The organism is Streptomyces sp. NPDC006368 (assembly GCF_040612535.1).
Classification (GTDB): domain Bacteria; phylum Actinomycetota; class Actinomycetes; order Streptomycetales; family Streptomycetaceae; genus Streptomyces.
This window is the reverse complement of record NZ_JBEXQK010000009.1, coordinates 92,625-117,093: the sequence shown is the minus strand read 5'-3', so window position 1 is coordinate 117,093 and position 24,469 is coordinate 92,625. Positions and strand designations below refer to the sequence as shown.

The window sequence follows — 24,469 nt, the reverse complement described above, 5'->3', positions numbered from 1 at the left end:
GAAGGAAGCACCATGGCACCTTCGGCAGCCCAGCGCATCGTGATCGAGAACTGTGCGATCGCGACCGTAGACGCCAACGACACCGAGTACGCCTCGGGTCACCTCGTCATCGCGGACAACAGGATCGAGTCGGTCGGAGCAGGCAAGGCCCCCGAGGGCCTGGAGAACGTCGTACGGCGCATCGACGCCACCGGCCACCTCGTCACCCCGGGACTGGTCAACACCCACCACCACTTCTACCAGTGGATCACCCGTGGCCTGGCCACCGACCACAACCTCTTCAACTGGCTCGTCGCCCTCTACCCGACGTGGGCGCGCATCGACGAGCGGATGGGGTACGCGGCGGCCCAGGGCTCCCTGGCCATGATGGCCCGCGGCGGCGTCACCACCGCCATGGACCACCACTACGTCTACCCGCGGGGCTCCGGCGACCTGTCCGGCGCCATCATCAAGGCCGCCTCCGAGATGGGCGTCCGCTTCACCCTCGCCCGCGGCTCCATGGACCGCAGCGAGAAGGACGGCGGCCTGCCGCCGGACTTCGCCGTCGAGACCCTCGAAGGCGCGCTCGCCGCCACCGAGGAGACCGTCAAGAGGCACCACGACGCCTCCTTCGACGCCATGACGCAGGTCGCCGTCGCGCCCTGCTCGCCGTTCTCCGTCTCCACCGAGCTGCTCAAGCAGGGCGCCGAACTGGCCCGCCGCCTCGGCGTACGCCTGCACACGCACGGCTCGGAGACCGTGGAGGAGGAGCAGTTCTGCAAGGAGCTGTTCGGCATGGGGCCCACCGACTACTTCGAGTCGACCGGCTGGCTCGGTGAGGACGTGTGGATGGCGCACTGCGTCCACATGAACGACTCCGACATCGCCGCCTTCGCCCGGACGAAGACGGGTGTCGCCCACTGCCCGTCGTCCAACGCCCGCCTCGCCGCCGGCATCGCCCGCGTACCGGACATGCTCAAGGCCGGCGTCCCCGTCGGCCTCGGCGTCGACGGCACCGCCTCCAACGAGTCGGGCGAGCTGCACACCGAACTGCGCAACGCGCTGCTGATCAACCGCCTCGGCGCCCACCGCGAGGCCGCCCTGAACGCCCGTCAGGCCCTGCGCCTCGGTACGTACGGCGGTGCCCAGGTCCTCGGCCGCGCCACGCAGATCGGCTCCCTGGAGGCGGGCAAGCTGGCCGACCTGGTGCTGTGGAAGCTGGACACCCTCGCGCACGCCTCCATCGCCGACCCGGTGACCGCCCTCGTCTTCGGCGCGGCGGCCCCGGTCACCGCGTCCTTCGTCAACGGCAAGCAGATCGTCGAGAACGACCACCTGCTGACCGTCGACGAGGACGCCATCGCACGGTCCACCCGGGACGAGGCCCAGCGCCTCGCCCGTATCGCCGCCCAGGCCTGACCCGGGCGCGCGACGCCGCCCGCGCCACGGCGCGGGCGGACATCGCCACCCGGCTCCGGCCGGGCGCGCGATCCACGAAGTCCGGTCGAGGGGGACGGCCCTCGACCGGTCGCCGTGAACCCGAGCGGGGTTCGCGGCAGCCGGACCGGGGGGTGCGCACCCACAGCGGTACCGCACCCCCCGGAACGGTGACCCGTGTCGGCCCCCAACGACACCCCCGGGCGCACTACCCAGCACCTCCCTGAAACCCACGTCCCTGAGCACGTGTAACCGACCGGAGGAACCCCGTGGCCGCCAAGCCCAGGTTTCGCAACGCCGAAGACGCCGCCGACGCGGGAACCGCGCCCGAAGACCGAAAGCATCCGGTCGACGAGACGCTCCCGCCCCTGAAGATGTTCACCAGCGGCCTGCAGCACGTGGCCGCGATGTACGCGGGCGTGGTGGCCCCGCCGCTGATCGTCGGAGCCGCCGTAGGGCTCTCCGGCACCGAACTGACCTTCCTCACCGGCGCCAGCCTCTTCACCGCCGGCCTCGCCACCTTCCTGCAGACCCTCGGGGTGTGGAAGATCGGCGCGCGGCTGCCGTTCGTCAACGGCGTCACCTTCGCCGGCGTCGCACCGATGCTCGCGATCGTCGACACCACCGACGACAAGGCCGACGCCATCCCCATCATCTTCGGCGCGATCATCGTCGCCGGTGTGCTCGGTTTCATCGCCGCGCCGTTCTTCAGCAAGCTCGTCCGCTTCTTCCCGCCCGTCGTCACCGGCACCGTCATCACCCTGATAGGTGTCTCTCTCCTGCCCGTCGCCTTCGGCTGGGCGCAGGGACCCGACCCCAAGGCGTCCGACTACGGATCGACCACCTACCTCGCCCTCGCGGCGATCACCCTGGTCCTGGTCCTGGTCCTGCGCCGCTTCACCCGCGGTTTCGTCAAGCAGATCGCCGTCCTGATCGGGCTCGTCCTGGGCACGCTCATCGCCATACCCTTCGGCGTCACCGACTTCAGCCCGGTCACCGAGGCGGACATCGTCGGATTCCCCACCCCCTTCCACTTCGGCGCCCCGCAGTTCGCCCTCGCCGCGATCATCTCCATGTGCGTGGTGATGCTCGTGTCGATGACCGAGTCGACCGCCGACATGCTGGCGCTCGGCGAGATCGTCGACAAGCCCGCCGACGAGAAGACCATCGCGGCCGGCCTGCGCGCCGACACCCTCGGCTCGGCGATCAGCCCGCTCTTCAACGGCTTCATGTGCAGCGCCTTCGCGCAGAACATCGGCCTGGTCGCCATGACCCGCGTCCGCAGCAGGTTCGTGGTCGCGGCGGGCGGTGGCTTCCTGCTCCTGATGGGCCTCTCGCCGGTGGCGGCGTCGCTCATCTCGGTCGTGCCGCGACCGGTGCTGGGCGGCGCGGGCGTCGTCCTCTTCGGCTCGGTCGCCGCCAGCGGCATCCAGACGCTGGTCAAGGCCGGCCTGGAGAAGGACAACAACGTCCTGATCGTGGCCGTCTCCCTGGCCGTCGGCATCATCCCGATCACCGCGCCGGAGTTCTACCACGCCTTCCCGGAGACCGCGAAGATCATTCTGGACTCCGGCATCTCCACCGGCTGCGTCGCCGCCGTCCTGCTCAACCTGGTCTTCAACCACCTCGGCGCGCGCCGCGACGACGACGAGGTGACGGCGCCCATGGAGCCGGGCGAGGAGATCTCCGGCTCCCACGCCACCAAGGCTGCCCCCGTGCACTGACGACCGGGGCCGGCCGGGGCGCGTGCGGCACCGAGAGGTGCGGCACGCGCCCCTCGCCATCACCGGTCGGGACGGCTGTGCGGTCAGCTGGGGCGGCCGGCACGGCGGGGCGGCCGGTGCGCGCCCGCGCGGGCGACGCGCATCATCCGCCCTCGAAGGCCCCGCCGGCGCAGCAGCGGTACGCATCTCGCCGTGCCCCGGGAGAGCGCCCCCGAGAGCAGGGCGCGCCGCTGCCCCCGGGGGCGCCGCTACCGGCCGGGACGCCAGTCGGGCCGGCGACCGCTCAACCCGATCACGCGGTCCAGCAGCGGAGCCCCGTCCGGCACCGTGACGGCAGGCCCGAACGGCTCGTCCTCCCGCGTAGCGTCTGCCGTCGGGGCCAGCAGCGCGTACGACACCCTCAGCGACGCCTCGTCCGGGGCGTACCCCTGGCCCGTGGCGCGGGCCAGGTCCCAGCCGTGGAGCACGACTTCGTTCAGCGCGACCAAGCCCGCCACCTCGCCCGGCAGCGTGACCCCTCCCGCCCGGGTGGTGCCCTGCCACGCCCCGGGCTCCCGCCACGCGGCGGCGAGCTCGTCGAGCAGCCGGGGAAGCGTGGTGCGCCAGCCGTCGTCCAGCGACGGCAGGGCGGCCTCCGGGCTCGTGTCGGTGGTCGGCCCGAAGTCCTTGCGCGCGGCGTCCCGGAAGGCGACGGAGAGCCCCGAGAGATGGCCGAGCAACTCCCGTACGGCGTAGTCCGGGCAGGGGGTCGGGGCGTCGAGCAGGTCGTCGGTGATGCCGTCGAGCAACGTGGCCACCCGCTCGGTCGCGGGTCGAAGGTCGGGCGTGGCTGTGTCCATGGGTGCGTCCATACCAGGAGAGACCGACCGCAGCCGCGGAACTCATCGCTCCCCGCACGGCCCGTCCTCACCGAAGCGCTCCCCGCCCTCACCGCTCCTCACCTCTTCACCGGATGCGCCTGCGGCATTCGTCCGCCAGCCGCGGATACGCCTGCGCGATCGCCTCATGGATCCGCCGCCGCAGCAACCGCTCGGCCTCCGCCCGCCCGGCAGCCCCGAACAGCCCGTCCAGCAGCACGTCGTACCGCCCCAGCGCATGGAGCAGGTAGTCCACCTGCCACCGCGCCAACGCGCCTGCCGCCCTCGGCTCCGCATCCGAGTCCGCCCCCGACTCCGGCTCCGGGCCCGACCCCGAGCCCCCACCACCTCCCTCCGGCGCCCCGCCCGTCAGCCGCCGGTGCCGCACGGCCCGCATCTCCAGCTCCGCCCGCGGCAGCATCGGCACCCGGATCGGCTCGGCCCGGATCGCCGCCAGGACCGCCTGCCGCCGCTTCTCCGCCGCCACCCGCGCCACCGCCGCACCCGGACCGGCCGCCCCGGAGCAGTCGGCGAACTCCGGCGCCCGCTCCACCGCCTCCACCCGCGCCAGCAGATACAGCCGCACCGGGGCGATCGACCACCGCCGCGGATCGCGCCCCTGCACATCCGGCTCACCGAGCAGATCCCGCACCATCGCGTCCGTCCACCCGCGCCTGCGCAGCCCGGCGTGCGTCACATACGTCATACGGTCCGACACGATTCCCCCAGTCGTCGTCACGGAGAGTGATGAATTCAGTGAAGCGCACGCCACTGACAATCCGCCGATCGCCCATTCGAGCCAAGAACCCGCGCCACGCCCTTCCACCCCGCCACACCCCCATACGCTCCCGGCGTGACCCGTACCACTGCCCTGAACACCGGACGCGACGACTTCCTCAGCTGGGCGGAGACGGAACAGGGCGCCACCCTGCCGCCGCGCCCCACCGACGCCGTCCTCACCCTGCTGGCCCTGCGCGGCGCCGACCGCCGCGCGGGCGTACCCGAGCCGACGCCGCAGCTCGTGCGCCGCGTCCTGCACGAGGACCTCCCCTTGCTGCTCCACGCGACCCCGGACGAACTGGCCGCGCTGCCCGGCGTGCTCACCGCTCTGGCCGACCGGGTCCGGGCGGTGAACCGGCTGAACGCCAAACGCCACGCCCGCCTGCTCGACGCCGTCCGGGAGGCCATGCCGGAGTGCGAGCGCGCCATGCGCGACACCTGGAACCTGACGTGGCCCCGCTGGTACGCCTCGCTGCTGACCGAGGACGGCGTCGACACCGGCGATCCCGAAGCCGTACGGCACTGGCTGGCCGCCTACGCGCGCACCCCGCACGCCGACCGGCGCCCGCTGCCGCCGGGGGTGACGCGCGCCGACCTCGCCGCCCGCACCTTCGCCGCCCGGGCACTGATCACCGAAGCGCTCCTCGCGGCCTCCACCCACGACGCCGAGGCGGCCTCGCCCGCCGGCCCCCTCCTGCCCGGGCGACCTCTCGAAACCACCGGTCCCGACGAACTGGAACGCCTCGCCGCCGAGCTGACCGACCGCTGGACCGCCACCGGTCTCAGCGAGGCGCTGGCCGGTCCGTACGCCGAGCTCGCACCCGGCCCGGAGTCCCTCCCGCACGTCGCCCTCGCGGACCGCCTGCTGAGCGAGCACCTCGACTACTACGGCGACTCCTCCATCCCCCTGCCCCCACCGCCCTCGCTGCCGGCCCCGGACGAGATCCGCGACCTGCTCCACGCCGCCCCGCTCCCCGCCGAGCTCGCCGCCGGCGCCGGGGACGATCTGCGCGAACTGGCCGAGCGGTGCGGGTTCCCCGGTCCCGCCACCACCATCTGGGCCGAGGGAACCCCGCAGGAGCTCACCGAGCTGGCCGCCGACATCCTGGCCGCCACGGTGGAACGCGTCGCCGCCGACGCCGCCCCGGCCGGTGAAGGGCAAGACGGTGGCGCGGGGTCCGGCGCCGACCGGGACGAGTACGCCCTCGACGCCGCCCACGTCCTGTACACGCTCTACGAACGAGGCGGCACCCCGGAATCCGTCGCGCGCAAGGCCTCCGACGTCGCGGGCTGGCCCTTCCCCCCGGAGCTGGAGGACGCCCCGGTCCTCGTCCCCGACACGGCACCGCCCGCGTACGAGACGCCCTCGCCGGAGGAACTGTCCTCCCTGCTCCTGCGCCCGGGCCTCACCGAAGCGGACCGCGAGGAACTGGACAGCCACGCCCGCGCCCTGGCCACCGTCGTCGACCGGCTGACAAGGACGGGCTGCGTCTTCCGCACGGGCGACGCCTACGGCCTCACCCCGCTCGGCGAGGCCGCCCTGCGTCACATGCTGACCGTGGCCCATGTCGCCGCCCCCGACCGGGACACCGCCCTCGCCTGGGACGCGCACGACGTCATCGACGCGGTCGAGCACTGGCCCCCGGCCATCGCCGCCGCGACCCTCACCTCCTGGACCGCCGAACGCGGCTCCACCGACGCGGCGTGGGGCGAGCTGCTCTCCGCCGTCTCCGCGGCCTCCCGCTCCACGGCCACCCTCTTCGCGCACCTCGCCCTCGCCGAAGTCCCCACGGCCCCGGTCCGCGCCGCCCTCACCGACCCCGTCATCGGCGGGTACGCCCACCGCCTCCTCCTCGAACGCGGCGAGGAACCACCACTGGACGCGGTCCCGCCGAACGCCCGCGCACTGCTGCTCATCGACGACCTGCGCCGTCACTGGCAGGCGGACATGCGGGTGTTGATCGACGCCGCGACCGAGGACCGCGACCCCGATCCCGCGCCCACCGCGCTCCTCGACGCCTTCGACGCCGCCGCCGGCACCTGGCCGGGCGGCCCCGCCGCGCTCATCGACGCCCTCGCCGCCGACGCGTACGCCGTGGTCATCCTGGACGATCTGCACGCCCGCCACCCGGACAGCCGTGTCGCCCGCCGGGCGGGCCGGGCGGCCAAGGCGGTACGCCGGACGTCCGTCAGCGGCGGAAGTCCGTCAGCGTGACCGCGTAGTCGTCCCGGCCCGGCCGGTACGCCATGCAGTAGCGGGTCGGGTACCAGCCCGGGGTGCGCCAGGTCCGGGGCTGGGGGACGGGGGCGCAGGAGCGGTGGCCGGGTGTGTGGCGCTGCCGTTCCAGGAAGGACTTCGTGAGCATGGGTTCCATGAAGATGAGGTCGCCCGCGAAGGCGCCGTAGATGAAGGTGTGGTCCGACAGGGTGCCGACGGTCGGGGGGCGGCTGTCGAGGTGGGCGCCCATCGCGCCTTCCGCCGTCTCCGGGCTGGAGGCCGGGTAACCGGGCGGCAGGTGGGCGGCGGGCACCGGCCGGGCGGCGGTCCACAGCTGGCCGCAGTCGATCAGCAGGGCACAGCGGCCGACGCGGATGCTCTCGCGCGCCTCGGGCGGTACGAGGTAGAAGTGCACGTCGAAGTGGGGGACGTCGTACCGGCCGTGCGGGCTGTGACCCTCCGGGTTCCAGTTGAACAGCACCCACCGGAAGGGAAGCCCGGGCCCCGAGGGGGCGCCCGGGAGGGGCAGCTCCAGGCCGTGGCCGCCGACGCACTCGTGGGACGGATGGACGCGTCCGTCGCCGTCGGCGTCCACGCAGTGCTTCCCGTCCGTGGGCGCGGTGGGCAGTCCGGTGAGGGCGGACGCGGTCAGGGCGACGCCGAGGGCGCGGGGCCGGTCGCCCGCGTACTGGGTGAAGACGCGGATCCGGCCGTGCCCGAGCCGCGCCGCCGGGCCGTACCGGGTGGTCTGGCCGGCCGCCGCCCTGTCCGGGCCGTACCGGGGGTCGGTGCCCGCGCGGGACGGTGCTCCGGCCGTCGGGAGCAGCGCGAGGAGCAGCAGGGCGGCCGACGTCAGCCCGACGGAGTGGACCAGGCGCATGCGGATACCGTTCGTCCCGGGACGCTCCAGGAGGAGCGTGCGTTGAGGCCCGCCGCGTCCACGCCCGTGACCTTGCGGGTGCAGGCCCTGATGTCGGCCAGCTTGTGGTCGGGCAGGACGTCGCGAATGTCGGAGAAGCCGTCCGGGGCAAGCATCTCCACCTGATGGAGCAGCGGGTCCGGCTCCAGCCGCCGGTGCGCGGTCAGCAGTCGTGCGGTCTCCGGGCGCCGGAGCCGGTCGTACCGGGTCAGTGCCTCGTCCACGTCGTGGTGGGCGAGCTGGTGGGCCAGGACGCGCGCGTCCACGATGGCCTGCGAGGCGCCGTTGGAACCGGTCGGGTACAGGGGGTGGGCGGCGTCGCCGAGCAGGACGGCCCGCCCGGCGACCCAGGCGGGCAGGGGGTCGCGGTCGATCATCGGGTACCGCAGCACGCGCGGTGCCGCCGCGATGGTGGCGTGCAGGTCGAGGAAGGGTATGCGCCAGCCGGCCAGGTGCGGGAGGACGTTCCCGGGCCCCACGGCGCAGTCCCAGTCGGCGGGCGGAACCGTGGAACGGCCGGCGGCCGACCGGGTCTCCACCACCCAGTTCAGGGTGCACCTGCCGGACTCGTCCGGCGGGGACACCGGGTAGACCACGGCCTTCACGCGGGAGTTGCAGCCCACGATGACCATGGTCCGCCCGTCCAGGAACGGCGGCGCGTGGCTCAGCCCGCGCCACATGCAGATGCCGTTCCAGATCGGCGGCCCCTCCCGCGGGTACATGACCGCGCGCACGACGGAGTTGATGCCGTCGGCTCCGATGAGCAGGTCGCAGGTGTACGGGGCCGGGTCACCGGCCACGTACGCCCGTACGGATCGCCGCCCGCCGGCGCGGTGCTGCTCGTACCCGGTGAGGCGGCGGCCGGTGATGAGGGCGTCCGGGCCCAGACGCCGGGTCACCTCCCGCAGCAGGATTCGCTGGAGGCGCGCCCGGTGCACCGAGTACTGGGGCCAGCGGTAGCCGGCCCGCCGGCCCCGCGGCTCCGCCCAGATCAGTCCGCCGTGGCGGTGGTGGTACTCCAGCCGGGCCGTGGCCACCGCCTGTGCGGCGAGTTCCTCGCCCAGCCCCAGCTCGGTCAGCTCCCGCACGGCGGCGGGCTGGAGGTTGAGGCCCGCGCCGACGGCGCGCAGCCGTGGGCAGGCCTCGATGAGCACGACGTTGTCCAGGCCCGCGGCATGGAGGCTGAGCGCGGTTGTCAGCCCGCCGATACCGGCGCCCGCGATCAGAATCCGGAGAGAATTCTTTCCGCTGTGTGGCGTCATTTTCAGCAGCCTTCCGGAACGGGTCCCTCATCAAAAATGCAGGGAGAAGCGAAAAGCCACAAACGCTGGCGACGCAAACGCCCGATACTGCCCCGCAGGTCCGGCACGAATCACCCGAACGGCCTAAGAGGGGGTGCCGCCTAACGTGTGACGTGCTTTTAATTGGTCGTCGGCAACAGAAAGGCTGCGACATGAATCACGTGGCATTCGACGCGTGCGACATCCAGCGCCTCCAGCATGCTGTTGACTACGCGCACCATGCGTCCAAGAGCTCCTTGGAAACGCTGCTTCCGTCCTGGATGCCCGGCGCGCTGAAACGGGAAATCAAGAGCCAGTGCATGGTGTCGCACTGTGCGACCCTCCTGTTTCCAACCTCCGAGCAATCAGCCATGGAGTACTTCCGGGAAAATGGCTGGCGCGCTGCGGACGTAATTCCCAGCGTTCTGGTCAAGCGCCGGCTCGTCGAGCGCCACGGTCTGCCGGACGACGTGCGAATACTTGTCACGCGACTGCGCGTGACAAAAAATACGGGGCCGCAGGTGGAGATATTCCTCTTTCCGCGGTCCAGTCCGGGATACCGCCCGGAGGTCGTCGACGAGGAACGCGCCCATGGGTTCGAGAACCATGTGGGGCTGTTCCTGGACCGGCCCCGGCCCGCCGCCCTCGCGTCGCTGGCGGACCGGATGGAGACGCTGGGCGGGATGGTGTACGAGGGCTCCGCGCACAACCCCCACGAGAACACCACCATGCTGTACTTCGCGCCCGGGGCGCGGGTCGCTCGGGTGCGCCGGCGGTTCCCCCGGTGGGAGCTGCAGTGCGCCGGTGACCTGACCGCGGTCGCCGACGCCCGCACCGTACGGGTCGAGGAAGTCCAGCGCGCCTACGCCGCGCTGAGGATGAACTCCACCTCGGCCGTCTTCACCGCGATCACGCCGGTCGCTCCGGTCACGCCGGTCGCCGCGACCGCACCGGTCACTCCGGTTGCTTCGATCACTCGCGTCTCCCCGGTCGCACCGGCCACCCCGTCGTCCACGGGCCCCCCGTCGAAGGCCCCGACCCCGACGGCCCCGACCTCGGCCTGAAGCCCGGCCCGGGTGACGGCGGGGGAGCGGGGAGGACGGGGGTCTTGAATGCCCCGGCCCAGGTGTGCCATATAGGTCTGGACCAAAGTCCCGGACCTGGAGGCATGACCGTGCGACGTCCCCCCACCCTCGCCGCCGCCGCGGTCTGCGCGGCCGTGCTCCTGCTCGGCGGGTGCACGGCCGCCGCCGACGACAAGGACACCCACCGTCCTTCGCCGCCCACCGGCGTGACGGCGCAGGCGGGCAGCGCCACCTCCGTCCATGTGATGTGGCAGCCCGCCACCGACGACAGGGCGGTCACCGCCTACGACGTCTTCGAGAGCGGCGCGAGGGTCAAGAGCCTTCCCGGCGGCAGGACCATGGTCGACATCGACCGGCTCACCCCCTCGACGGCGTACCGCTTCACCGTCCGCGCCCGCGACGCCGCGGGGAACCTCTCCGCGCCGAGCGCCACCGCCCCCGTCACCACCCCGGCCCCGACCCCGGACGACCGCACGGCGCCCTCCCGGCCGACGGCCCTGCGCGCCCGCGCCGACGGCGGCCGGGCCGCCACGCTCACCTGGGGGCGGGCCACGGACGACCAGGGGGTCACGGCGTACGACGTCTACCAGGAGGACTCACGCGTCCACAGCGTCAGCGGCACACAGACCACCGCCCGCCTCACCGGGCTGCGCCCCGGCACCGTCTACACCTTCACGGTCCGCGCCCGCGACGCCGCAGAGAACTCCTCGCCCGACAGCAACGCCGTCGACCTCACCACCGCTCCCGCGCCCGGCGCCGGCCCCGTCACCGCCCCCACGGACCTGAAGGCCACCGCGGGCAAGGGCCGCGTCACGCTGACCTGGACCCCGCCGCGGACCGGTGGCGGGCCGGTCAGGGAGCACCAGCTGTATCTGAACGGGAAGTTCGCCACGACGATCGTCTGGGGCGCCGAGCCGCCCGCCGGCACAGCGGCGTACACCTTCACCGTCACCGACAGGCCCGGCACCCGCTACAGCGTCAAGCTCCGCGCGAAGCTCCCGGACGGCACGTGGGGCGACTTCTCCGCCCAGCGCACCGTCGTGGTCGCCGCGCGCTGAGGCCTCCGCCCGCCGACGCCTCCGCCCCCTGGCGCTGTGCGATTGCCAGGGGGCGGAGCCGTGCCGCGAAGGGCCGCGAAGGGCCGAGGGAGGGCGGAGGAGGGCGGACGTCAGCCGACGAGCTGCTCGTACGCGGGGAGCGTGAGGAAGTCCGCGTAGTCCTCGTCGAGCGAGACCTTCAGCAGCAGGTCGTGCGCCTGCTGCCAGCGGCCGGAGGTGAAGGCCTCCTCGCCGATCTCCTCACGGATCGCGGCCAGTTCCTCGGCCGCGACCTCGCGCGCCAGTTCGGGCGTCGCCGTCTCACCGTTCTCGAAGACGACACCGGCGTTGATCCACTGCCAGATCTGCGAGCGGGAGATCTCGGCGGTCGCCGCGTCCTCCATCAGGTTGAAGATGGCGACGGCGCCCAGGCCGCGCAGCCATGCCTCGATGTAACGGATGCCCACCTGGACGGCGTTGCGCAGGCCCTCGTACGTCGGCTGCGCGTCGAGCGAGTCGATGGCGATGAGGTCGCCGGGCGCCACCGAGACGTCCTCGCGCAGCCGGTCCTTCTGGTTGGGCTTGTCGCCCAGCACCGCGTCGAAGGAGGCCATGGCGATCGGGACCAGGTCGGGGTGGGCGACCCAGGAGCCGTCGAAGCCGTCGTTCGCCTCGCGGTCCTTGTCCGCCTTGACCTTCTCGAAGGCCACCTTGTTGACCTCGGGGTCCTTGCGGGACGGGATGAACGCCGCCATGCCGCCGATGGCGTGCGCGCCGCGCTTGTGGCAGGTCCGCACCAGCAGTTCGGTGTACGCGCGCATGAACGGGGCCGTCATCGTCACCGCGTTGCGGTCCGGGAGGACGAACTTCTGCCCGCCGTCACGGAAGTTCTTGACGATGGAGAAGAGGTAGTCCCAGCGGCCGGCGTTCAGGCCCGAGGCGTGGTCGCGCAGCTCGTAGAGGATCTCCTCCATCTCGTACGCCGCCGTGATCGTCTCGATCAGGACGGTCGCGCGGACGGTGCCCTGCGGGATGCCGACGTAGTCCTGGGCGAAGACGAAGATGTCGTTCCAGAGGCGGGCCTCCAGGTGCGACTCCGTCTTCGGCAGGTAGAAGTACGGTCCCTTGCCGAGGTCCAGCAGCCGCTGGGCGTTGTGGAAGAAGTACAGGCCGAAGTCGACCAGCGCGCCCGGGACCGGGCGGCCGTCGAACCGCAGGTGGCGCTCCTCCAGGTGCCAGCCGCGCGGGCGCATGACGACCGTCGCGAGCTCCTCGGCGGGCTTGAGGGCGTACGACTTGCCCGTCCCGGGGTCGGTGAAGTCGATCCTCCGCTCGTAGGCGTCGATCAGGTTGAGCTGGCCGAGGATCACGTTCTCCCAGGTGGGGGCGGACGCGTCCTCGAAGTCGGCGAGCCAGACCTTGGCGCCCGAGTTGAGGGCGTTGATGGTCATCTTGCGGTCGGTCGGGCCGGTGATCTCGACGCGTCGGTCGTTGAGCGCGGCCGGGGCCGGCGCGACCTTCCAGCTGTCGTCCTCCCGGAGCTGTGCGGTCTCCGGGAGGAAGTCCAGGGTGCTGGTGCGGGCGATCTCGGCGCGGCGCTCGGCGCGGCGGGCGAGGAGCTCGTCACGCCGGGGCGTGAAGCGCCGGTGCAACTCGGCCACGAAGGCCAGGGCCGCATCGGTCAGGACCTCGTCCTGTCGGGGCAGGGGCTCGGCTTCGACGATGGCCAGCGGAGACGGCGCTGGTGCGGACATGAGCGGTCACTTCCTTCGGCGGGGGCTTGGCGCGGCGCCGTGGAGCGGCCGCCGGGCATACGCGCGCGGCACTGAGTGCCGCGGGAGCCGAGATACGGTCACGGGCGCCTTCTGACGATCGGGTGCTTCTGATCAGTGGATACTAGTTTCCTCATAGTGGAAGTTCAATGGTCTGTTGATGTCGAGATTCTCCGAGTCGACACAACCTGGCTCGGGGTGCCACCCGGTACAGGCGCGCTCACTCCAGGTGCGCGAGATCCGCCGCCGTGTCGATGTCGTACGGCCGCGCCACGTCCTCGCACGCCACCAGAGTGATCTCCGGCTCGTGCGCCCTCAGATACGCGCGTGCCCCCCGGTCGCCCTCGGCACTCGCCGCGACGTCCGCCCACCGGTCCGCCCCCAGCAGCACCGGATGCCCCCGCTCCCCGTGGTACGCCGCCGCCACCAGCGCGTCCCGCGAGCGGTACGCCCCCACCACCCGGGCCACCGCCTCCGCGCCGATCCCCGGCTGGTCCACCAGCGCCACCAGCGCCGCGTCGGCACCCGACCCGGCCAGCGAGGCCAGTCCGGCGCGCAGTGACGAGCCCATGCCCTCCGCCCAGCCGGGGTTGTCGACCAGCACACAGCCGGGCAGCGACGCCCGCTCCCGTACGGCGTCGGCGGCGGCGCCCAGCACCACGTGCACCACCGCGCACCCGCCCTCGCGCAGCACCCGCACCGCGTGCTCCACCAGAGGCCGGCCACGGTGCTCCAGCAGCGCCTTCGGGCGGCCACCGAGCCTGCGCCCGCCACCCGCCGCGAGCAGCAGGCCGGCGATGAACGGCTCCTCGGGCGTGTTCTCCCGCGTGTCTTCCGGCGTCGTACGCGTCGTCGCATCCATGGGGAGTGCATACCTCATGGCGCGCCTTGGATAGGGTGCGGCTTTCGAGTGTTTGACGTGTGCAGTGCAAATCCTGTTCAGGAGACCTGGGTTGATGAGTGGTGGTCCGCGCGGGGGAACGGTCTTCCAGCCGCTTGAGGAGGATGATCCGCGGTCCGTGGCCGGCTACCGGCTGGCCGCCCGGCTCGGCGCCGGCGGCATGGGCAAGGTGTACCTGTCGTACACGCCGGGCGGCCGGCCCGTCGCCATCAAGGTGATCCGGCCCGACTTCGCCGAGGACGCCGAGTTCCGGCGCCGCTTCGCGCAGGAGGTGCAGTCCGCCCAGCGCGTCCAGGGCCTCTGCACCGCCCCCGTCATCGACGCCGACACCGACGCCCGCCGGCCCTGGCTCGCCACCGCGTACGTGCCCGGCCCCTCACTGGCCGACGCCGTACGGACCCACGGGCCGCTCCCCGTCGACACCGTCCTGCTGCTGGTCGCCGGGATCGCCGAGGCCCTCCAGGTCATCCACGCCGCCGGCATCGTCCACCGCGACCTCAAGCCCGCGAACGTCCTGCTCGCCGCGGACGGGCCGCGCGTCATCGACTTCGGCATCGCCCGCGCCGCCGACGCCACGTCGCTCACCGGCAGCGGGGTCACCATCGGCACCCCGTCCTTCATGTCGCCGGAACAGGCGGCCGGCCGCAAGGTCACCGCGGCCACCGACATCTTCGCGCTCGGCCAGGTCGCCGCGTACGCCGCGATGGGCAACCCCGCCTTCGGGGAGGGCACCTCCCACGGCGTGCTGTACCGCATCGTGCACGAGCAGCCCGACCTGACCGGGCTCCCCGAACGGCTGCGCGAGCTGGTGACCCGCTGCCTGACGAAGGACCCGGACGCCCGCCCCACCCTGGCCGGGATCCTCGCGCTGTGCCAGGCCGCGAGCGGGGAGACGGTGCTGCGCCGCCCCGAGGGGTGGCTGCCCGGCGCGGTCGCCGCGGACATCACCACCCGCACGGCCGCCCCCGCACCCGCCGCGGTCACCACCCCGCCGCCGCCCGCCACCCCACCGGCCACCCCGGCGCACCCGCCGACGGCACACGCGACCCCGTCCGCCCCGCCGCGGGGCTTCGGCCCGCCGCCGGCGCGCACTCCCGCCGCCCCGCCCGGCGGGCCCGTCCGGGCCCAGGCCTTCCAGCCCGGCCCCGCCCACACCCCGCCGCCCCACCCGTACGTCCACCCGGCCGCCCCGTACGGCCCGCGCCCCGTGTCCGCCCCCAAGCCGAAGTCCCCGGCCCGGACGGTCCTCACCGCCGTCGCCGCCGCGCTCGCGTTCACCGTCCTCGGCGGCGCCACCGCGTACGTCGTGCTCGCGGACGAGGGCGGCACCAAGGACGGTCAGGCCCGGCAGACCCCGGCCGGCCGGGGTGGCGCGGCGGCGGGCGACACGGCGACGGGCGGCGGCACCGGCTCCCCGGCGGACCGCGGGAGCCCCGAGGCGAGCAGACCCAAGGCGCCCGAGCCGGTCGACCACAAGGCGATCGACCTGCCGTACGGCTACGAACTCGCCCTCGCCGACGATCCGGTGAAGCCCAAGGACGACAGCACCGGCCACGACCTCGTATACGGCGCCGGCCTCTCCTCCGCCAACGGAGGCCGGCTCGTCCTGCTGCGCGACGGCCAGGAGTCGACCCTGCGGACGTGCACGACCGAGACACGGTTCACGACCTACATCTCGAAGAGCAAACTCTCCAAGGGATCCCGGCTCTGCCTGCAGACGGGCGCCGGAGACGTGGCCCTGCTCACCGTCCAGGGCTTCCCGCCCGAGTCCGACCCGAGCAACTACATCACCCTGGACCTGACGGTCTGGCACGGCGCGCTGGACGTCGAACAGATGAGCTGAGGTGCCTCCCCCCGTGTGGCGACCGCCGGTGCGCGGGCCGTTAACCTGGCCGCAGCCCCCCTGGCATGGACCAACGCCGCGGTGGGCTGCGAGACGGCACGACGGCGTGCGCACGAGGGGGGCACCGCGGTGCGAAGCGTGGGGCAGGCACGTGTGACCGGCACCGGACAGGACCCGCGAGTCACGGAGCTGAGCGCCGCGGTGGCCCGGCTCCGCCGCGAACTGGCGGCCTACCCCGCCGACTTCCTGGACCGGGGCATCGCCGAGGAGGAGCTGGCCGCGCTCGCCGCGATGGCGCGGGGCGGCATGCCCGAGGTGCGCCGGCTGCGCCGCTCGCTGCTGCTCGTCGCCGGGGCGATCGGCTCGGTGAGCGCGCTCGGCGCGGCGCTCACCGGCGTCCGCGAAGCGGTCGAGCTGTTCGGCGACCCGTCCGGGCTCAGCGACGGATGAGGCGGCGGGCCGTCGCCACCGCGACCGCCGCCGTGCGGGAGTCCACACCCAGCTTCGCGAACACGTGCACCAGGTGCGACTTCACCGTCGCCTGGCTCAGGAAGAGCCGCTTGCTGATCTGCTGGTTGGACAGGCCCTCACCGACCAGCCGCAACACCTCCAGCTCCCGCTTCGTCAGCGCCTGTGCCGGCGTCCGCATCCGGTCCATCAGGCGGTGCGCGACGGCCGGGGCGAGCGCGGACCGGCCGGCCGCCGCCGTGCGGACGGCCGCCGCCAGCTCCTCCGGCGGCGCGTCCTTGAGCAGATAGCCGCTCGCCCCCGCCTCGACGGCCGCCAGGATGTCGGCGTCCGCGTCGTACGTCGTCAGGACCAGCACCCGCGGGCCGCCGGTGCCGTGCCGGGCCGTGATCGCCGCGGTGGCCTCGGCGCCGTGCATCCCGGTGCCGAACTGCAGGTCCATCAGCACGACGTCCACACCTCCGTCCGCCGCCAGCTCGACGGCCCGCTCGGCCGTGGCGGCCTCGGCGACCACCTCGAAGTCCGGTTCGGTGGCGAGGACGGCGCGCAGCCCCGCCCGGACGACGGGATGGTCGTCGGCGAGCAGCAGACGGACGGTCATACGCGTACTCCTGCAGGCAGCGGAAGGGTGACGGCGACGGCGGTGCCCTGGCCGGGCGACGACTCCACGGTGAACGTCCCGCCGAGCGACTCCGTCCGCGACCGCATCGCCAGAAGCCCGAAACCGCCACCCTCCGACGGACTCCGGAAGAGCGGGTCGAAGCCCTGGCCGTCGTCCACGAAGTCCAGGATCACCGAGTCGTCCATGAAGGTCAGCGTGATCTCGGCGCGCTCCGCGCCCGCGTGCCGCACCGTGTTCGCCAGCGCCGACTGGGCGATCCGCAACAGCGCCACCTCGTACGGCGTCGGCAGGGCCACCGGCGTCCCGCTGACCGAACACCGCACCCGCGGGCCGGGCCCCGCCTCGCACAGCCGCTCCAGCGCCGCCACCAGCGAGCCGTGCTCCAGGCCGGGCGGCGCCAGCGCCCGTACGAACCGCCGCGCCTCCGCCAGGTTGTCCTGGGCCGCCTGCCGCGCCCGCTCGATGTGCCCGGCGGACGGGGAGCCGTCCGGCAGGAGGCGCCCGGCGGCCCGCAGCAGCAGCTGGATCGACGACAGGCCCTGCGCGAGCGTGTCGTGGATCTCGCGGGCCAGCCGCTCCCGCTCGGCCAGCGTGCCCGCGTGCCGCTCGGCGAGGGCCAGCTCGGCCCGGGTCGCGATCAACTCCTCGATCAGCCGCCGGCGCCGCTCGCTCTCCCGGTACAGCGCCTGATAGCCCAGGACGGTCGCCACGGCGACGGCCGCGCCCAGCAACGGCCCGATGAAGACCCCCGGGTTGAGCGGCGCGCCATGGCCGACGTACGACAGGATCGCCGCGCCCGCCGTGGCGGCGACCGCCGGCAGCGACCACCGCACCGGCAGCAGATGCAGCTGGAGGAAGTACAGCGGGAACGCCGCCCACAGCCCGTCCGGCGTCAGGGCCAGCAGCACCAGCCACGCCGCGCACAGCCCGCCCAGCCACAGGGCGGCGCCACGGGCGGAACCACGTACGCCCCGCAGGACTGGGCCCGCCGCGTACACCGCGCCCATCGCCACGGCCACCGCCACGACGGAAGGGTCCCGGGCCCGCAGCGCGGCGAGCGCCGGCAGGCCGCCCATCAGCAGATGCAGGAGGACGCGCGGCACGCGCGGGGCAGGGGTGAGCGAGCGAGAATCCATGGCCCGTCCAGCGTAGGCGCGCGGGACGCGCCCGCCCTCAACCGAAAGTTCGATGACGACCCCATCCACGGCGCGATGCCCCGGCAGCGGTCTCCGGGCCAGCCTGGTCGACATGTTCGTGGCATGGAGAGACCTGCGCTTCGCCAGAGGGCGGTTCGTGTTGATGGGCACGGTGATCGTCCTGATCACCCTGCTGGTGGGCCTGTTGTCCGGGCTGACGGCCGGGCTCGCACGGGAGAACGTCTCGGCGATCACCGGCCTGCCCGCCGACCGGCTCGCCTTCGCCGCCCCGCCCGCCGGCCGGTCCGCGTCGTTCACCGACTCGACCGTGGAGGAGAGCGCGTGGCGGACCTGGGCACGCCGGCCGGGGGTCACGGCCGCCGCGCCCGTCGGCATCAGCACGGTGAACGCGAGCGCCGGTAGCCGTACGGCGGCGGTCTCGGTCTTCGGTACCGAGCCGGAGGCGTCCCTCGCCCCCGACGCGGCGCGACTCGGCCCCGGCCGGGCGGTCCTGTCGGGGCAGGCCGCCCGCGAACTGGGCGCCGGCGTCGGCGACCGGATCCGGCTCGGAGGCCGGGACCTCACGGTCGCGGCCGTCGCGGGTGACGCCTCGTACAGCCATACGCCGGTGGTGTTCACGGCCCTCGACGACTGGCGCGCCCTGGGGCACCGGGGAGCCACGGTCATCGCGCTGCGCACGTCCGGCGCCGACGTGGCGGCGGGCGACAAGGCCGCCGGTACGCGGACCCTGACCGTCGACGACGCGCTCACCGCCATAGGGTCCTACCAGGCGGAGAACGGCTCCCTCCAGCTCATGCGCGGCTTCCTCTTCGCGATCTCCGCACTGGTCATCGGGGCGTTCTTCACCGTGTGGACGATTCAGCGCGGTGGTGACGTGGCCGTCCTCAAGGCACTCGGCGCCTCCACCCCGTACCTCCTGAAGGACGCCCTGGGCCAGGCGGTGGTGATGCTGGGCGCCGGGACGCTGCTCGGGACGGGGCTCGCGGTGGGCGTCGGCGGGCTCGTCGGCCGCGCCGGGGTGCCCTTCGTCCTGCGACCGTCGACCGTGCTGGCTCCGGCCGCCGTGCTGATCGCCCTCGGGGTGCTCGGCGCCGCCCTGTCCATCCGGCGGATCACCGCCGTCGACCCCCTGGCCGCGCTCGGGAGCGCCCGATGAGCCTTGTCCTCGACGATGTGACCCTGACGTACCCCGACGGCGACGGGCGGCTGACGGCGCTCGACTCCGCCTGCCTCGACGTCCCCGCGGGCACTCTCACGGCGGTCGTCGGCCCGTCCGGCTCCGGCAAGTCCAGCCTGCTCGCGGTGGCCGCGACGCTGGTGACCCCGGACCGGGGACGGGTGGTGGTGGACGGGACCGACACCGGCCGGCTGGACCGGGCGGGGAAGGCGGCGCTGCGGCGGGAGCGGATCGGGATCGTCTTCCAGCAGCCGAACCTGCTGCCGTCGCTCACGGCCGCCGAGCAGCTCCAGGTGATGGCCCACCTGTCGGGCAGCCGAGACCGGGGTGCGGCCCGCGCCATGGCCCTCCTCGACGCGGTGGGCCTCGCCGAGCAGGCGGGGCGGCGCCCGCACCAGCTGTCCGGCGGTCAGCGCCAGCGCGTGAACATCGCCCGGGCGCTGATGAACGACCCGGCCGTGCTGCTGGTCGACGAGCCGACCAGCGCCCTGGACCACGAGCGGGGCGCGGCCGTCCTCGACCTGCTCGTCGCCCTGACCCGGGAGCGGGCCACGGCCACGGTGCTGGTGACGCACGACCGTGCTCACCTGGGCCGCGTGGACCGCACGGTGACCGTCCGGGACGGCCGCCTGTCACCACCGGCGCGGGGCTGAACTCCCGTATCCGTCCCCGCTCGCCGTGGCGGGCGGGGCGTCCCGGCATGGAAGGGAGGGGGCGCTGCGCGTGCCCCGCCCGAGGCATCATGACCACGCTGCACATCGAGCACGAGATCACGGACTTCGAGACCTGGAAGGCGGCGTTCGACCGCTTCGGGGAGTTCCGCAAGCAGGGAGGGGTACGCCACTACCGCATTCAGCGCCCGCTCGGTGACGCGCGGCACGTGGTGCTCGACGTCGACGCGGCGAAGCGGTTCGAGGAGGCCCTGCGGACCAGGGCGTGGTCCTCCACCAAGAACGCTCCGGCGCTCGTCGGGACGCCCTCGACGATGATTCTCGACACCGTCGAGGACGAGATGATCACCGGCTGAGCCCGGCGACCTCCGGGCCGAGTCCGGGGCCCGGGCCCGGCGGCCGCGGTCGCGTCCGGCGCCCGAGCCGTGGCCCGCAGTCGAGTCCGGGGCGGCGGCGGGGGTTCAGCCCTGCGCCGCCGCCGTGTTGGCCAGGGCGGTCGACAGGTCCCGCGCCACTTCCTGGAGTATCGGGACGATCTTCTCCGTCCTCGTCTCCGTCAGGCGCCCGGCCGGTCCGGAGATGGAGATGGCGGCGGCGGTGGGGGAGTCGGGCACGGAGACCGCGATGCAGCGCACGCCGATCTCCTGCTCGCTGTCGTCGAGGGCGTATCCGAGCTGCCGGGTCTGCTCCAGCGCGTCGAGGAAGCCGTCCGGCGTGGTGATCGTCTTCTCGGTCGCGGCCGGCATGCCGGTGCGGGCGAGCAGCGCCCGGACCTCCTCCGGCGGGGTGTGCGCGAGCAGCGCCTTGCCCACGCCCGTGGAGTGCGGCAGCACGCGCCGGCCGACCTCGGTGAACATGCGCATCGAGTGCTTGGAGGGCACCTGGGCCACGTACACGATCTCGTCGCCGTCGAGCAGCGCCATGTTCGCGGTCTCGCCGGTCTCCTCGACGAGGCGGGCCAGGTACGGGCGGGCCCAGGTGCCGAGGAGGCGGGCGGCGGACTCGCCGAGGCGGATCAGGCGGGGGCCGAGGGCGTAGCGCCGGTTGGGCTGCTGGCGTACGTAACCGCAGGCGACGAGCGTCCGCATCAGGCGGTGGATGGTGGGCAGCGGCAGTCCGCTGCTGGAGGAGAGTTCGCTCAGCCCGACTTCGCCCCCGGCGTCGGCCATCCGCTCCAGAAGGTCGAAGGCACGCTCGAGGGACTGGACGCCGCCGGTCGCGGGGGCGGGCTTGGCGGCGTCGGTGGTGCTGGCGCTGGACGTCGGCACGTCAACGGTCCTTTCGGGGCGGATGGGCAAGTCAGCAGCCTACCGGGCCATCCGGCCGGGCACATCGCCCTCGTGCGGCGTCTTTGCCGGTCAGGGCCTCTTTTGTCCGGGTGTTCGCGGTCACCGTGGCGGTGCGGTGGACCTCCCTCTGTGGGTAGCTACGTTCACCATTGCGAAATCAGGTTTCCACTTCATGGAAACATCCAAGCCGCTCCCGCGCCAGTGGGGCGGCCGGTGGGCGGCGGGTGGAGCCAGTGGCGGAACGACCGGCGGACCGGTCTTGACGGAGCCGGATCCTGCGGGAAGACTCCCTCGCAGCTTCAACAGTTCGTTGAAGTTTTGTGGATGCCGGTCGATGTGGATGGAGAACGACGGGAACGTGGACGTGAATCTGGTACTGCGCTCGACGCGCGTCATCACCCCCGAGGGGACGCGCGCCGCCTCGGTCGCCGTCGCCGGCGGCAGGATCGCGGCGGTGCTGCCGTACGACGCCGAGGTGCCCGCCGGCGCCCGGCTGGAGGACGTCGGCGACCACGTGGTCCTGCCCGGCCTCGTCGACACCCACGTCCATGTGAACGACCCGGGCCGCACCGAGTGGGAGGGCTTCTGGACCGCCACCCGCGCGGCGGCGGCCGGCGGCATCACCACCCTCATCGACATGCCGCTCAACTCCCTGCCGCCCACCACGACGGTCGACAACCTCCGCACCAAGCAGGAGGTGGCCCGCTCCAAGGCCCACATCGACGTCGGCTTCTGGGGCGGCGCGCTGCCCGACAACGTCAAGGACCTGCGTCCGCTGCACGACGCCGGGGTCTTCGGCTTCAAGTGCTTCCTGTCGCCGTCCGGCGTGGACGAGTTCCCCCAGCTCGACCAGGACCAGCTGGCCACGTCCCTCGCCGAGATCGCCGGCTTCGGCGGCCTGATGATCGTCCACGCCGAGGACCCGCACCACCTTGACTCCGCCCCGCAGAAGGGCGGCGCCAAGTACGCCGACTTCCTCGCCTCCCGGCCGCGCGACGCCGAGAACACCGCCATCCAGAACCTCATCGAGCAGGCCCGGCGGCTCGACGCACGCGTCCACGTGCTGCACCTCTCCTCCAGCGACGCGCTGCCGCTGATCGCCGCCGCCCGCCGCGAGGGCGTCAAGGTCACCGTCGAGACCTGCCCCCACTTCCTCACCCTCACGGCAGAGGAGATCCCGGACGGCGCCACCGAGTTCAAGTGCTGCCCGCCCATTCGCGAGGCGAGCAACCAGGACGCCCTGTGGGAAGGCCTGGCCGAAGGCACGATCGACTGCATCGTCTCCGACCACTCGCCCTCCACCGCCGACCTCAAGACCCCCGACTTCGCCACCGCCTGGGGCGGCATCTCCTCCCTCCAGCTCGGCCTGCCGGCCATCTGGACCGAGGCCCGCCGCCGCGGACGCACCCTGGAGGACGTCGCCACCTGGATGTCCACCGCGCCGGCGCGGCTCGCGGGCCTCGACCGCAAGGGGGCCATCGAGGCCGGGCGCGACGCGGACTTCGCGGTCCTCGCCCCCGACGAGACCTTCACCGTCGACCCCGCCGAGCTGCACCACCGCAACCGGGTCACGGCGTACGCGGGCAAGACCCTGCACGGCGTCGTGAAGTCCACCTGGCTGCGCGGCGTACGCATCGCGGACAACGGCACGCTCACCGAGCCGAGCGGCCTGCTCCTCGAAAGGAACAAGTGACACCCGTGACCGCCATCGAGAGCTTCACCGGCGACGCGAACCCGTACGGCGGCGGCGACCCGTACGCCGACTACCGCACCGCCGACTTCCCCTTCACCGACCTGGTCGACCTCGCCGACCGGCGGCTAGGCGCGGGCGTCATCGCGGCCAACGACGAGTTCTTCGCCGAGCGCGAGAACATGCTGAAGCCGGAGCCCGCCGAGTTCGACCCCGAGCACTTCGGGCACAAGGGCAAGATCATGGACGGCTGGGAGACGCGCCGCCGCCGCGGCGTCTCCGCCGCCGAACCGCACCCCACGGCCGACGACCACGACTGGGCGCTGATACGCCTCGGCGCGCCCGGCGTCATCCGCGGCGTCGTCGTCGACACCGCCCACTTCCGCGGCAACTACCCGCAGGCCGTCTCCGTCGAGGCGACCTCCGTCGCGGGCTCCCCGTCACCCGACGACCTGCTGGCCGACGACGTCGAGTGGACGACCCTCGTCCCGCGCACCGCCATCGGCGGCCACGCGGCGAACGGCTTCGCCGTCGACGTCGAGAGGCGCTTCACACACCTGCGCGTCAACCAGCACCCCGACGGCGGCATCGCCCGCCTGCGGGTGTACGGCGACGTCGCCCCGGACCCCGCCTGGCTCGGCGTCCTGGGCACCTTCGACGTCGTCGCGCTGGAGAACGGTGGGCGCGTCGAGGACGCGTCCGACCGCTTCTACTCGCCGGCGACCAACACGATCCAGCCGGGCCGCTCCCGCAAGATGGACGACGGCTGGGAGACCCGCCGCCGCCGCGACAAGGGCAACGACTGGATCCGCTACCAGCTCGTCGAGCAGTCCGAGATCCGCGCGGTCGAGATCGACACCGCCTACCTCAAGGGCAACAGCGCCGGCTGGGCGGCCCTGTCGGTGCGCGACGGCGCCGACGGCGACGACTGGACGGAGATCCTGCCCCGCACCCGCCTCCAGCCGGACACCAACCACCGGTTCGTCCTGCCGGAGCCGGCGGTGGGCACGCACGTCCGCGTCGACATCTACCCCGACGGCGGCATCTCCCGCCTGCGGCTGTTCGGCTCGCTGACGGACGAGGGCGCCAAGCGCCTCACGGTCCGCCACCAGGAGCTGAGCCAGTAGGACCCGGGCAGTACGACACCTGCCTGGATACGAGGGCGCACCGGCACGACAGCACCGGTGCGCCCTCGCGCTCTTCCGTGGGCACGGCCTACGCGGCGTGACCCCCGCCCACCGCGAACTCCGCGCCCGTCACGTACGCCGCCTCGCGTCCGCCGCGTCCGCGCGCAGGGCGAGGCCCCGGCCGCCGGTCGCCCCGATCTGCCGTACGACCTCCCGGGCCGCTTCCTCGTCCCGCACGAACGTGAGGGCGGCATCCGCGCCTGCTGGGCCGGCCGCAGCGCGGTCGCGGCGCCGTTCCCGCGCCTGCCGCCGGTGACCAGGGCTGTCCTGCTGTTCATGGGTTCCTCGGAAGTGGGTGCGCGCTCCATCACACCGGAGGAGGGCCGATCCCGCCGGCGGCAGACGAACACCGCGTCCGGCGCCCGCCGACCGACGA

Annotated in this window: 21 protein-coding genes and 1 pseudogene; 12 read left to right on the top strand and 10 right to left on the bottom strand. The window is 73.3% G+C overall.

What is annotated here, in order from left to right; translation table 11 throughout:
• The first annotated feature begins 12 nt into the window (after positions 1-12).
• Both ABZZ38_RS10350 and ABZZ38_RS10345 read left to right on the top strand, forming a co-directional pair.
• Positions 13-1,398: an 8-oxoguanine deaminase gene (locus tag ABZZ38_RS10350; RefSeq protein ID WP_356737796.1), complete on the top strand. Its 1,386-nt coding sequence runs from the start codon at positions 13-15 to the stop codon at positions 1,396-1,398.
• Positions 1,399-1,790: 392 nt separating this feature from the next.
• The gene (locus ABZZ38_RS10345) at positions 1,791-3,140 is read left to right on the top strand and encodes a nucleobase:cation symporter-2 family protein (RefSeq protein ID WP_356737925.1); all 1,350 of its coding nucleotides are present in this window, start codon (positions 1,791-1,793) and stop codon (positions 3,138-3,140) included.
• 248 nt (positions 3,141-3,388) lie between these two features.
• On the opposite strand, the gene ABZZ38_RS10340 is transcribed toward ABZZ38_RS10345, so the two are convergent.
• Positions 3,389-3,979, bottom strand: coding sequence for a TIGR03086 family metal-binding protein (locus ABZZ38_RS10340; RefSeq protein ID WP_356737794.1), 591 nt, complete (start codon positions 3,977-3,979; stop codon positions 3,389-3,391).
• Positions 3,980-4,085: 106 nt separating this feature from the next.
• Positions 4,086-4,703, bottom strand: a complete 618-nt coding sequence (locus tag ABZZ38_RS10335; protein WP_356737792.1) for a hypothetical protein — start codon at positions 4,701-4,703, stop codon at positions 4,086-4,088.
• Positions 4,704-4,850: 147 nt separating this feature from the next.
• Between ABZZ38_RS10335 and ABZZ38_RS10330 the strand changes: the two genes are divergently transcribed.
• The gene (locus tag ABZZ38_RS10330; RefSeq protein ID WP_356737790.1) at positions 4,851-6,992 is read left to right on the top strand and encodes a hypothetical protein; all 2,142 of its coding nucleotides are present in this window, start codon (positions 4,851-4,853) and stop codon (positions 6,990-6,992) included.
• On the opposite strand, the gene ABZZ38_RS10325 is transcribed toward ABZZ38_RS10330, so the two are convergent.
• The gene (locus tag ABZZ38_RS10325; protein WP_356737788.1) at positions 6,967-7,875 is read right to left on the bottom strand and encodes a hypothetical protein; all 909 of its coding nucleotides are present in this window, start codon (positions 7,873-7,875) and stop codon (positions 6,967-6,969) included. The genes ABZZ38_RS10330 and ABZZ38_RS10325 overlap by 26 nt on opposite strands.
• Entirely contained in the window at positions 7,848-9,176 is a 1,329-nt protein-coding gene (locus tag ABZZ38_RS10320) for a flavin-dependent oxidoreductase (RefSeq protein ID WP_356737786.1), read from the bottom strand. Before ABZZ38_RS10320 ends, ABZZ38_RS10325 begins: the two co-directional genes overlap by 28 nt.
• A 191-nt stretch (positions 9,177-9,367) precedes the next feature.
• Here ABZZ38_RS10320 and ABZZ38_RS10315 point away from each other — a divergent pair, with 191 nt between their 5' ends.
• Positions 9,368-10,258 carry a hypothetical protein gene (locus ABZZ38_RS10315; protein WP_356737784.1) on the top strand — a complete coding sequence of 297 codons (891 nt, stop codon included), beginning with the start codon at positions 9,368-9,370 and terminating at the stop codon, positions 10,256-10,258.
• A 104-nt stretch (positions 10,259-10,362) separates the two neighbouring features.
• The gene (locus tag ABZZ38_RS10310) at positions 10,363-11,337 is read left to right on the top strand and encodes a fibronectin type III domain-containing protein (RefSeq protein ID WP_356737782.1); all 975 of its coding nucleotides are present in this window, start codon (positions 10,363-10,365) and stop codon (positions 11,335-11,337) included.
• 110 nt (positions 11,338-11,447) lie between these two features.
• Here ABZZ38_RS10310 and aceB read toward each other — a convergent pair whose 3' ends face one another.
• A complete protein-coding gene (gene aceB / locus ABZZ38_RS10305; RefSeq protein WP_356737780.1) occupies positions 11,448-13,070 on the bottom strand; it encodes a malate synthase A in 1,623 nt (540 codons plus the stop codon).
• Between the two features lie 238 nt (positions 13,071-13,308).
• Positions 13,309-13,878, bottom strand: a complete 570-nt coding sequence (locus ABZZ38_RS10300; protein ID WP_356737923.1) for a nucleotidyltransferase family protein — start codon at positions 13,876-13,878, stop codon at positions 13,309-13,311.
• Positions 13,879-14,044: 166 nt separating this feature from the next.
• Between ABZZ38_RS10300 and ABZZ38_RS10295 the strand changes: the two genes are divergently transcribed.
• Together ABZZ38_RS10295 and ABZZ38_RS10290 are read left to right on the top strand one after the other, a co-directional pair.
• Positions 14,045-15,832 carry a serine/threonine-protein kinase gene (locus ABZZ38_RS10295; protein WP_356737778.1) on the top strand — a complete coding sequence of 596 codons (1,788 nt, stop codon included), beginning with the start codon at positions 14,045-14,047 and terminating at the stop codon, positions 15,830-15,832.
• Between the two features lie 129 nt (positions 15,833-15,961).
• Positions 15,962-16,282, top strand: a complete 321-nt coding sequence (locus ABZZ38_RS10290) for a DUF5955 family protein (protein ID WP_356737776.1) — start codon at positions 15,962-15,964, stop codon at positions 16,280-16,282.
• On the opposite strand, the gene ABZZ38_RS10285 is transcribed toward ABZZ38_RS10290, so the two are convergent.
• Positions 16,269-16,901 (bottom strand): response regulator transcription factor, encoded by a 633-nt coding sequence (locus ABZZ38_RS10285; RefSeq protein ID WP_356737774.1) that lies wholly within the window; start codon positions 16,899-16,901, stop codon positions 16,269-16,271. The genes ABZZ38_RS10290 and ABZZ38_RS10285 overlap by 14 nt on opposite strands.
• Positions 16,898-18,058, bottom strand: a complete 1,161-nt coding sequence (locus ABZZ38_RS10280; protein ID WP_356737772.1) for a sensor histidine kinase — start codon at positions 18,056-18,058, stop codon at positions 16,898-16,900. The genes ABZZ38_RS10285 and ABZZ38_RS10280 overlap by 4 nt, the downstream gene beginning before the upstream one ends.
• 112 nt (positions 18,059-18,170) lie before the next feature.
• Between ABZZ38_RS10280 and ABZZ38_RS10275 the strand changes: the two genes are divergently transcribed.
• From ABZZ38_RS10275 to ABZZ38_RS10265, 3 genes are all read left to right on the top strand, one after another.
• On the top strand, positions 18,171-19,235 hold the full coding sequence (locus tag ABZZ38_RS10275) for an ABC transporter permease (RefSeq protein ID WP_356737770.1): 1,065 nt from the start codon (positions 18,171-18,173) through the stop codon (positions 19,233-19,235).
• Complete coding sequence (locus ABZZ38_RS10270) at positions 19,232-19,909, top strand: ABC transporter ATP-binding protein (protein WP_356737768.1); 678 nt, start codon at positions 19,232-19,234, stop codon at positions 19,907-19,909. The genes ABZZ38_RS10275 and ABZZ38_RS10270 overlap by 4 nt, the downstream gene beginning before the upstream one ends.
• An 89-nt stretch (positions 19,910-19,998) precedes the next feature.
• Positions 19,999-20,283, top strand: coding sequence for a hypothetical protein (locus ABZZ38_RS10265; protein ID WP_356737766.1), 285 nt, complete (start codon positions 19,999-20,001; stop codon positions 20,281-20,283).
• A gap of 105 nt (positions 20,284-20,388) precedes the next feature.
• Here ABZZ38_RS10265 and ABZZ38_RS10260 read toward each other — a convergent pair whose 3' ends face one another.
• Positions 20,389-21,195: an IclR family transcriptional regulator gene (locus ABZZ38_RS10260; protein WP_356737764.1), complete on the bottom strand. Its 807-nt coding sequence runs from the start codon at positions 21,193-21,195 to the stop codon at positions 20,389-20,391.
• A 361-nt stretch (positions 21,196-21,556) separates the two neighbouring features.
• Between ABZZ38_RS10260 and allB the strand changes: the two genes are divergently transcribed.
• Both allB and alc read left to right on the top strand, forming a co-directional pair.
• Entirely contained in the window at positions 21,557-22,909 is a 1,353-nt protein-coding gene (gene allB, locus ABZZ38_RS10255; RefSeq protein WP_356737762.1) for an allantoinase AllB, read from the top strand.
• Positions 22,910-22,914: 5 nt separating this feature from the next.
• Entirely contained in the window at positions 22,915-24,033 is a 1,119-nt protein-coding gene (alc, locus tag ABZZ38_RS10250) for an allantoicase (RefSeq protein ID WP_356737760.1), read from the top strand.
• A gap of 144 nt (positions 24,034-24,177) precedes the next feature.
• Here alc and ABZZ38_RS10245 read toward each other — a convergent pair.
• A pseudogene (locus tag ABZZ38_RS10245) lies at positions 24,178-24,371 on the bottom strand (SDR family NAD(P)-dependent oxidoreductase); the annotation flags it as partial.
• Between the last annotated feature and the right edge of the window lie 98 nt (positions 24,372-24,469).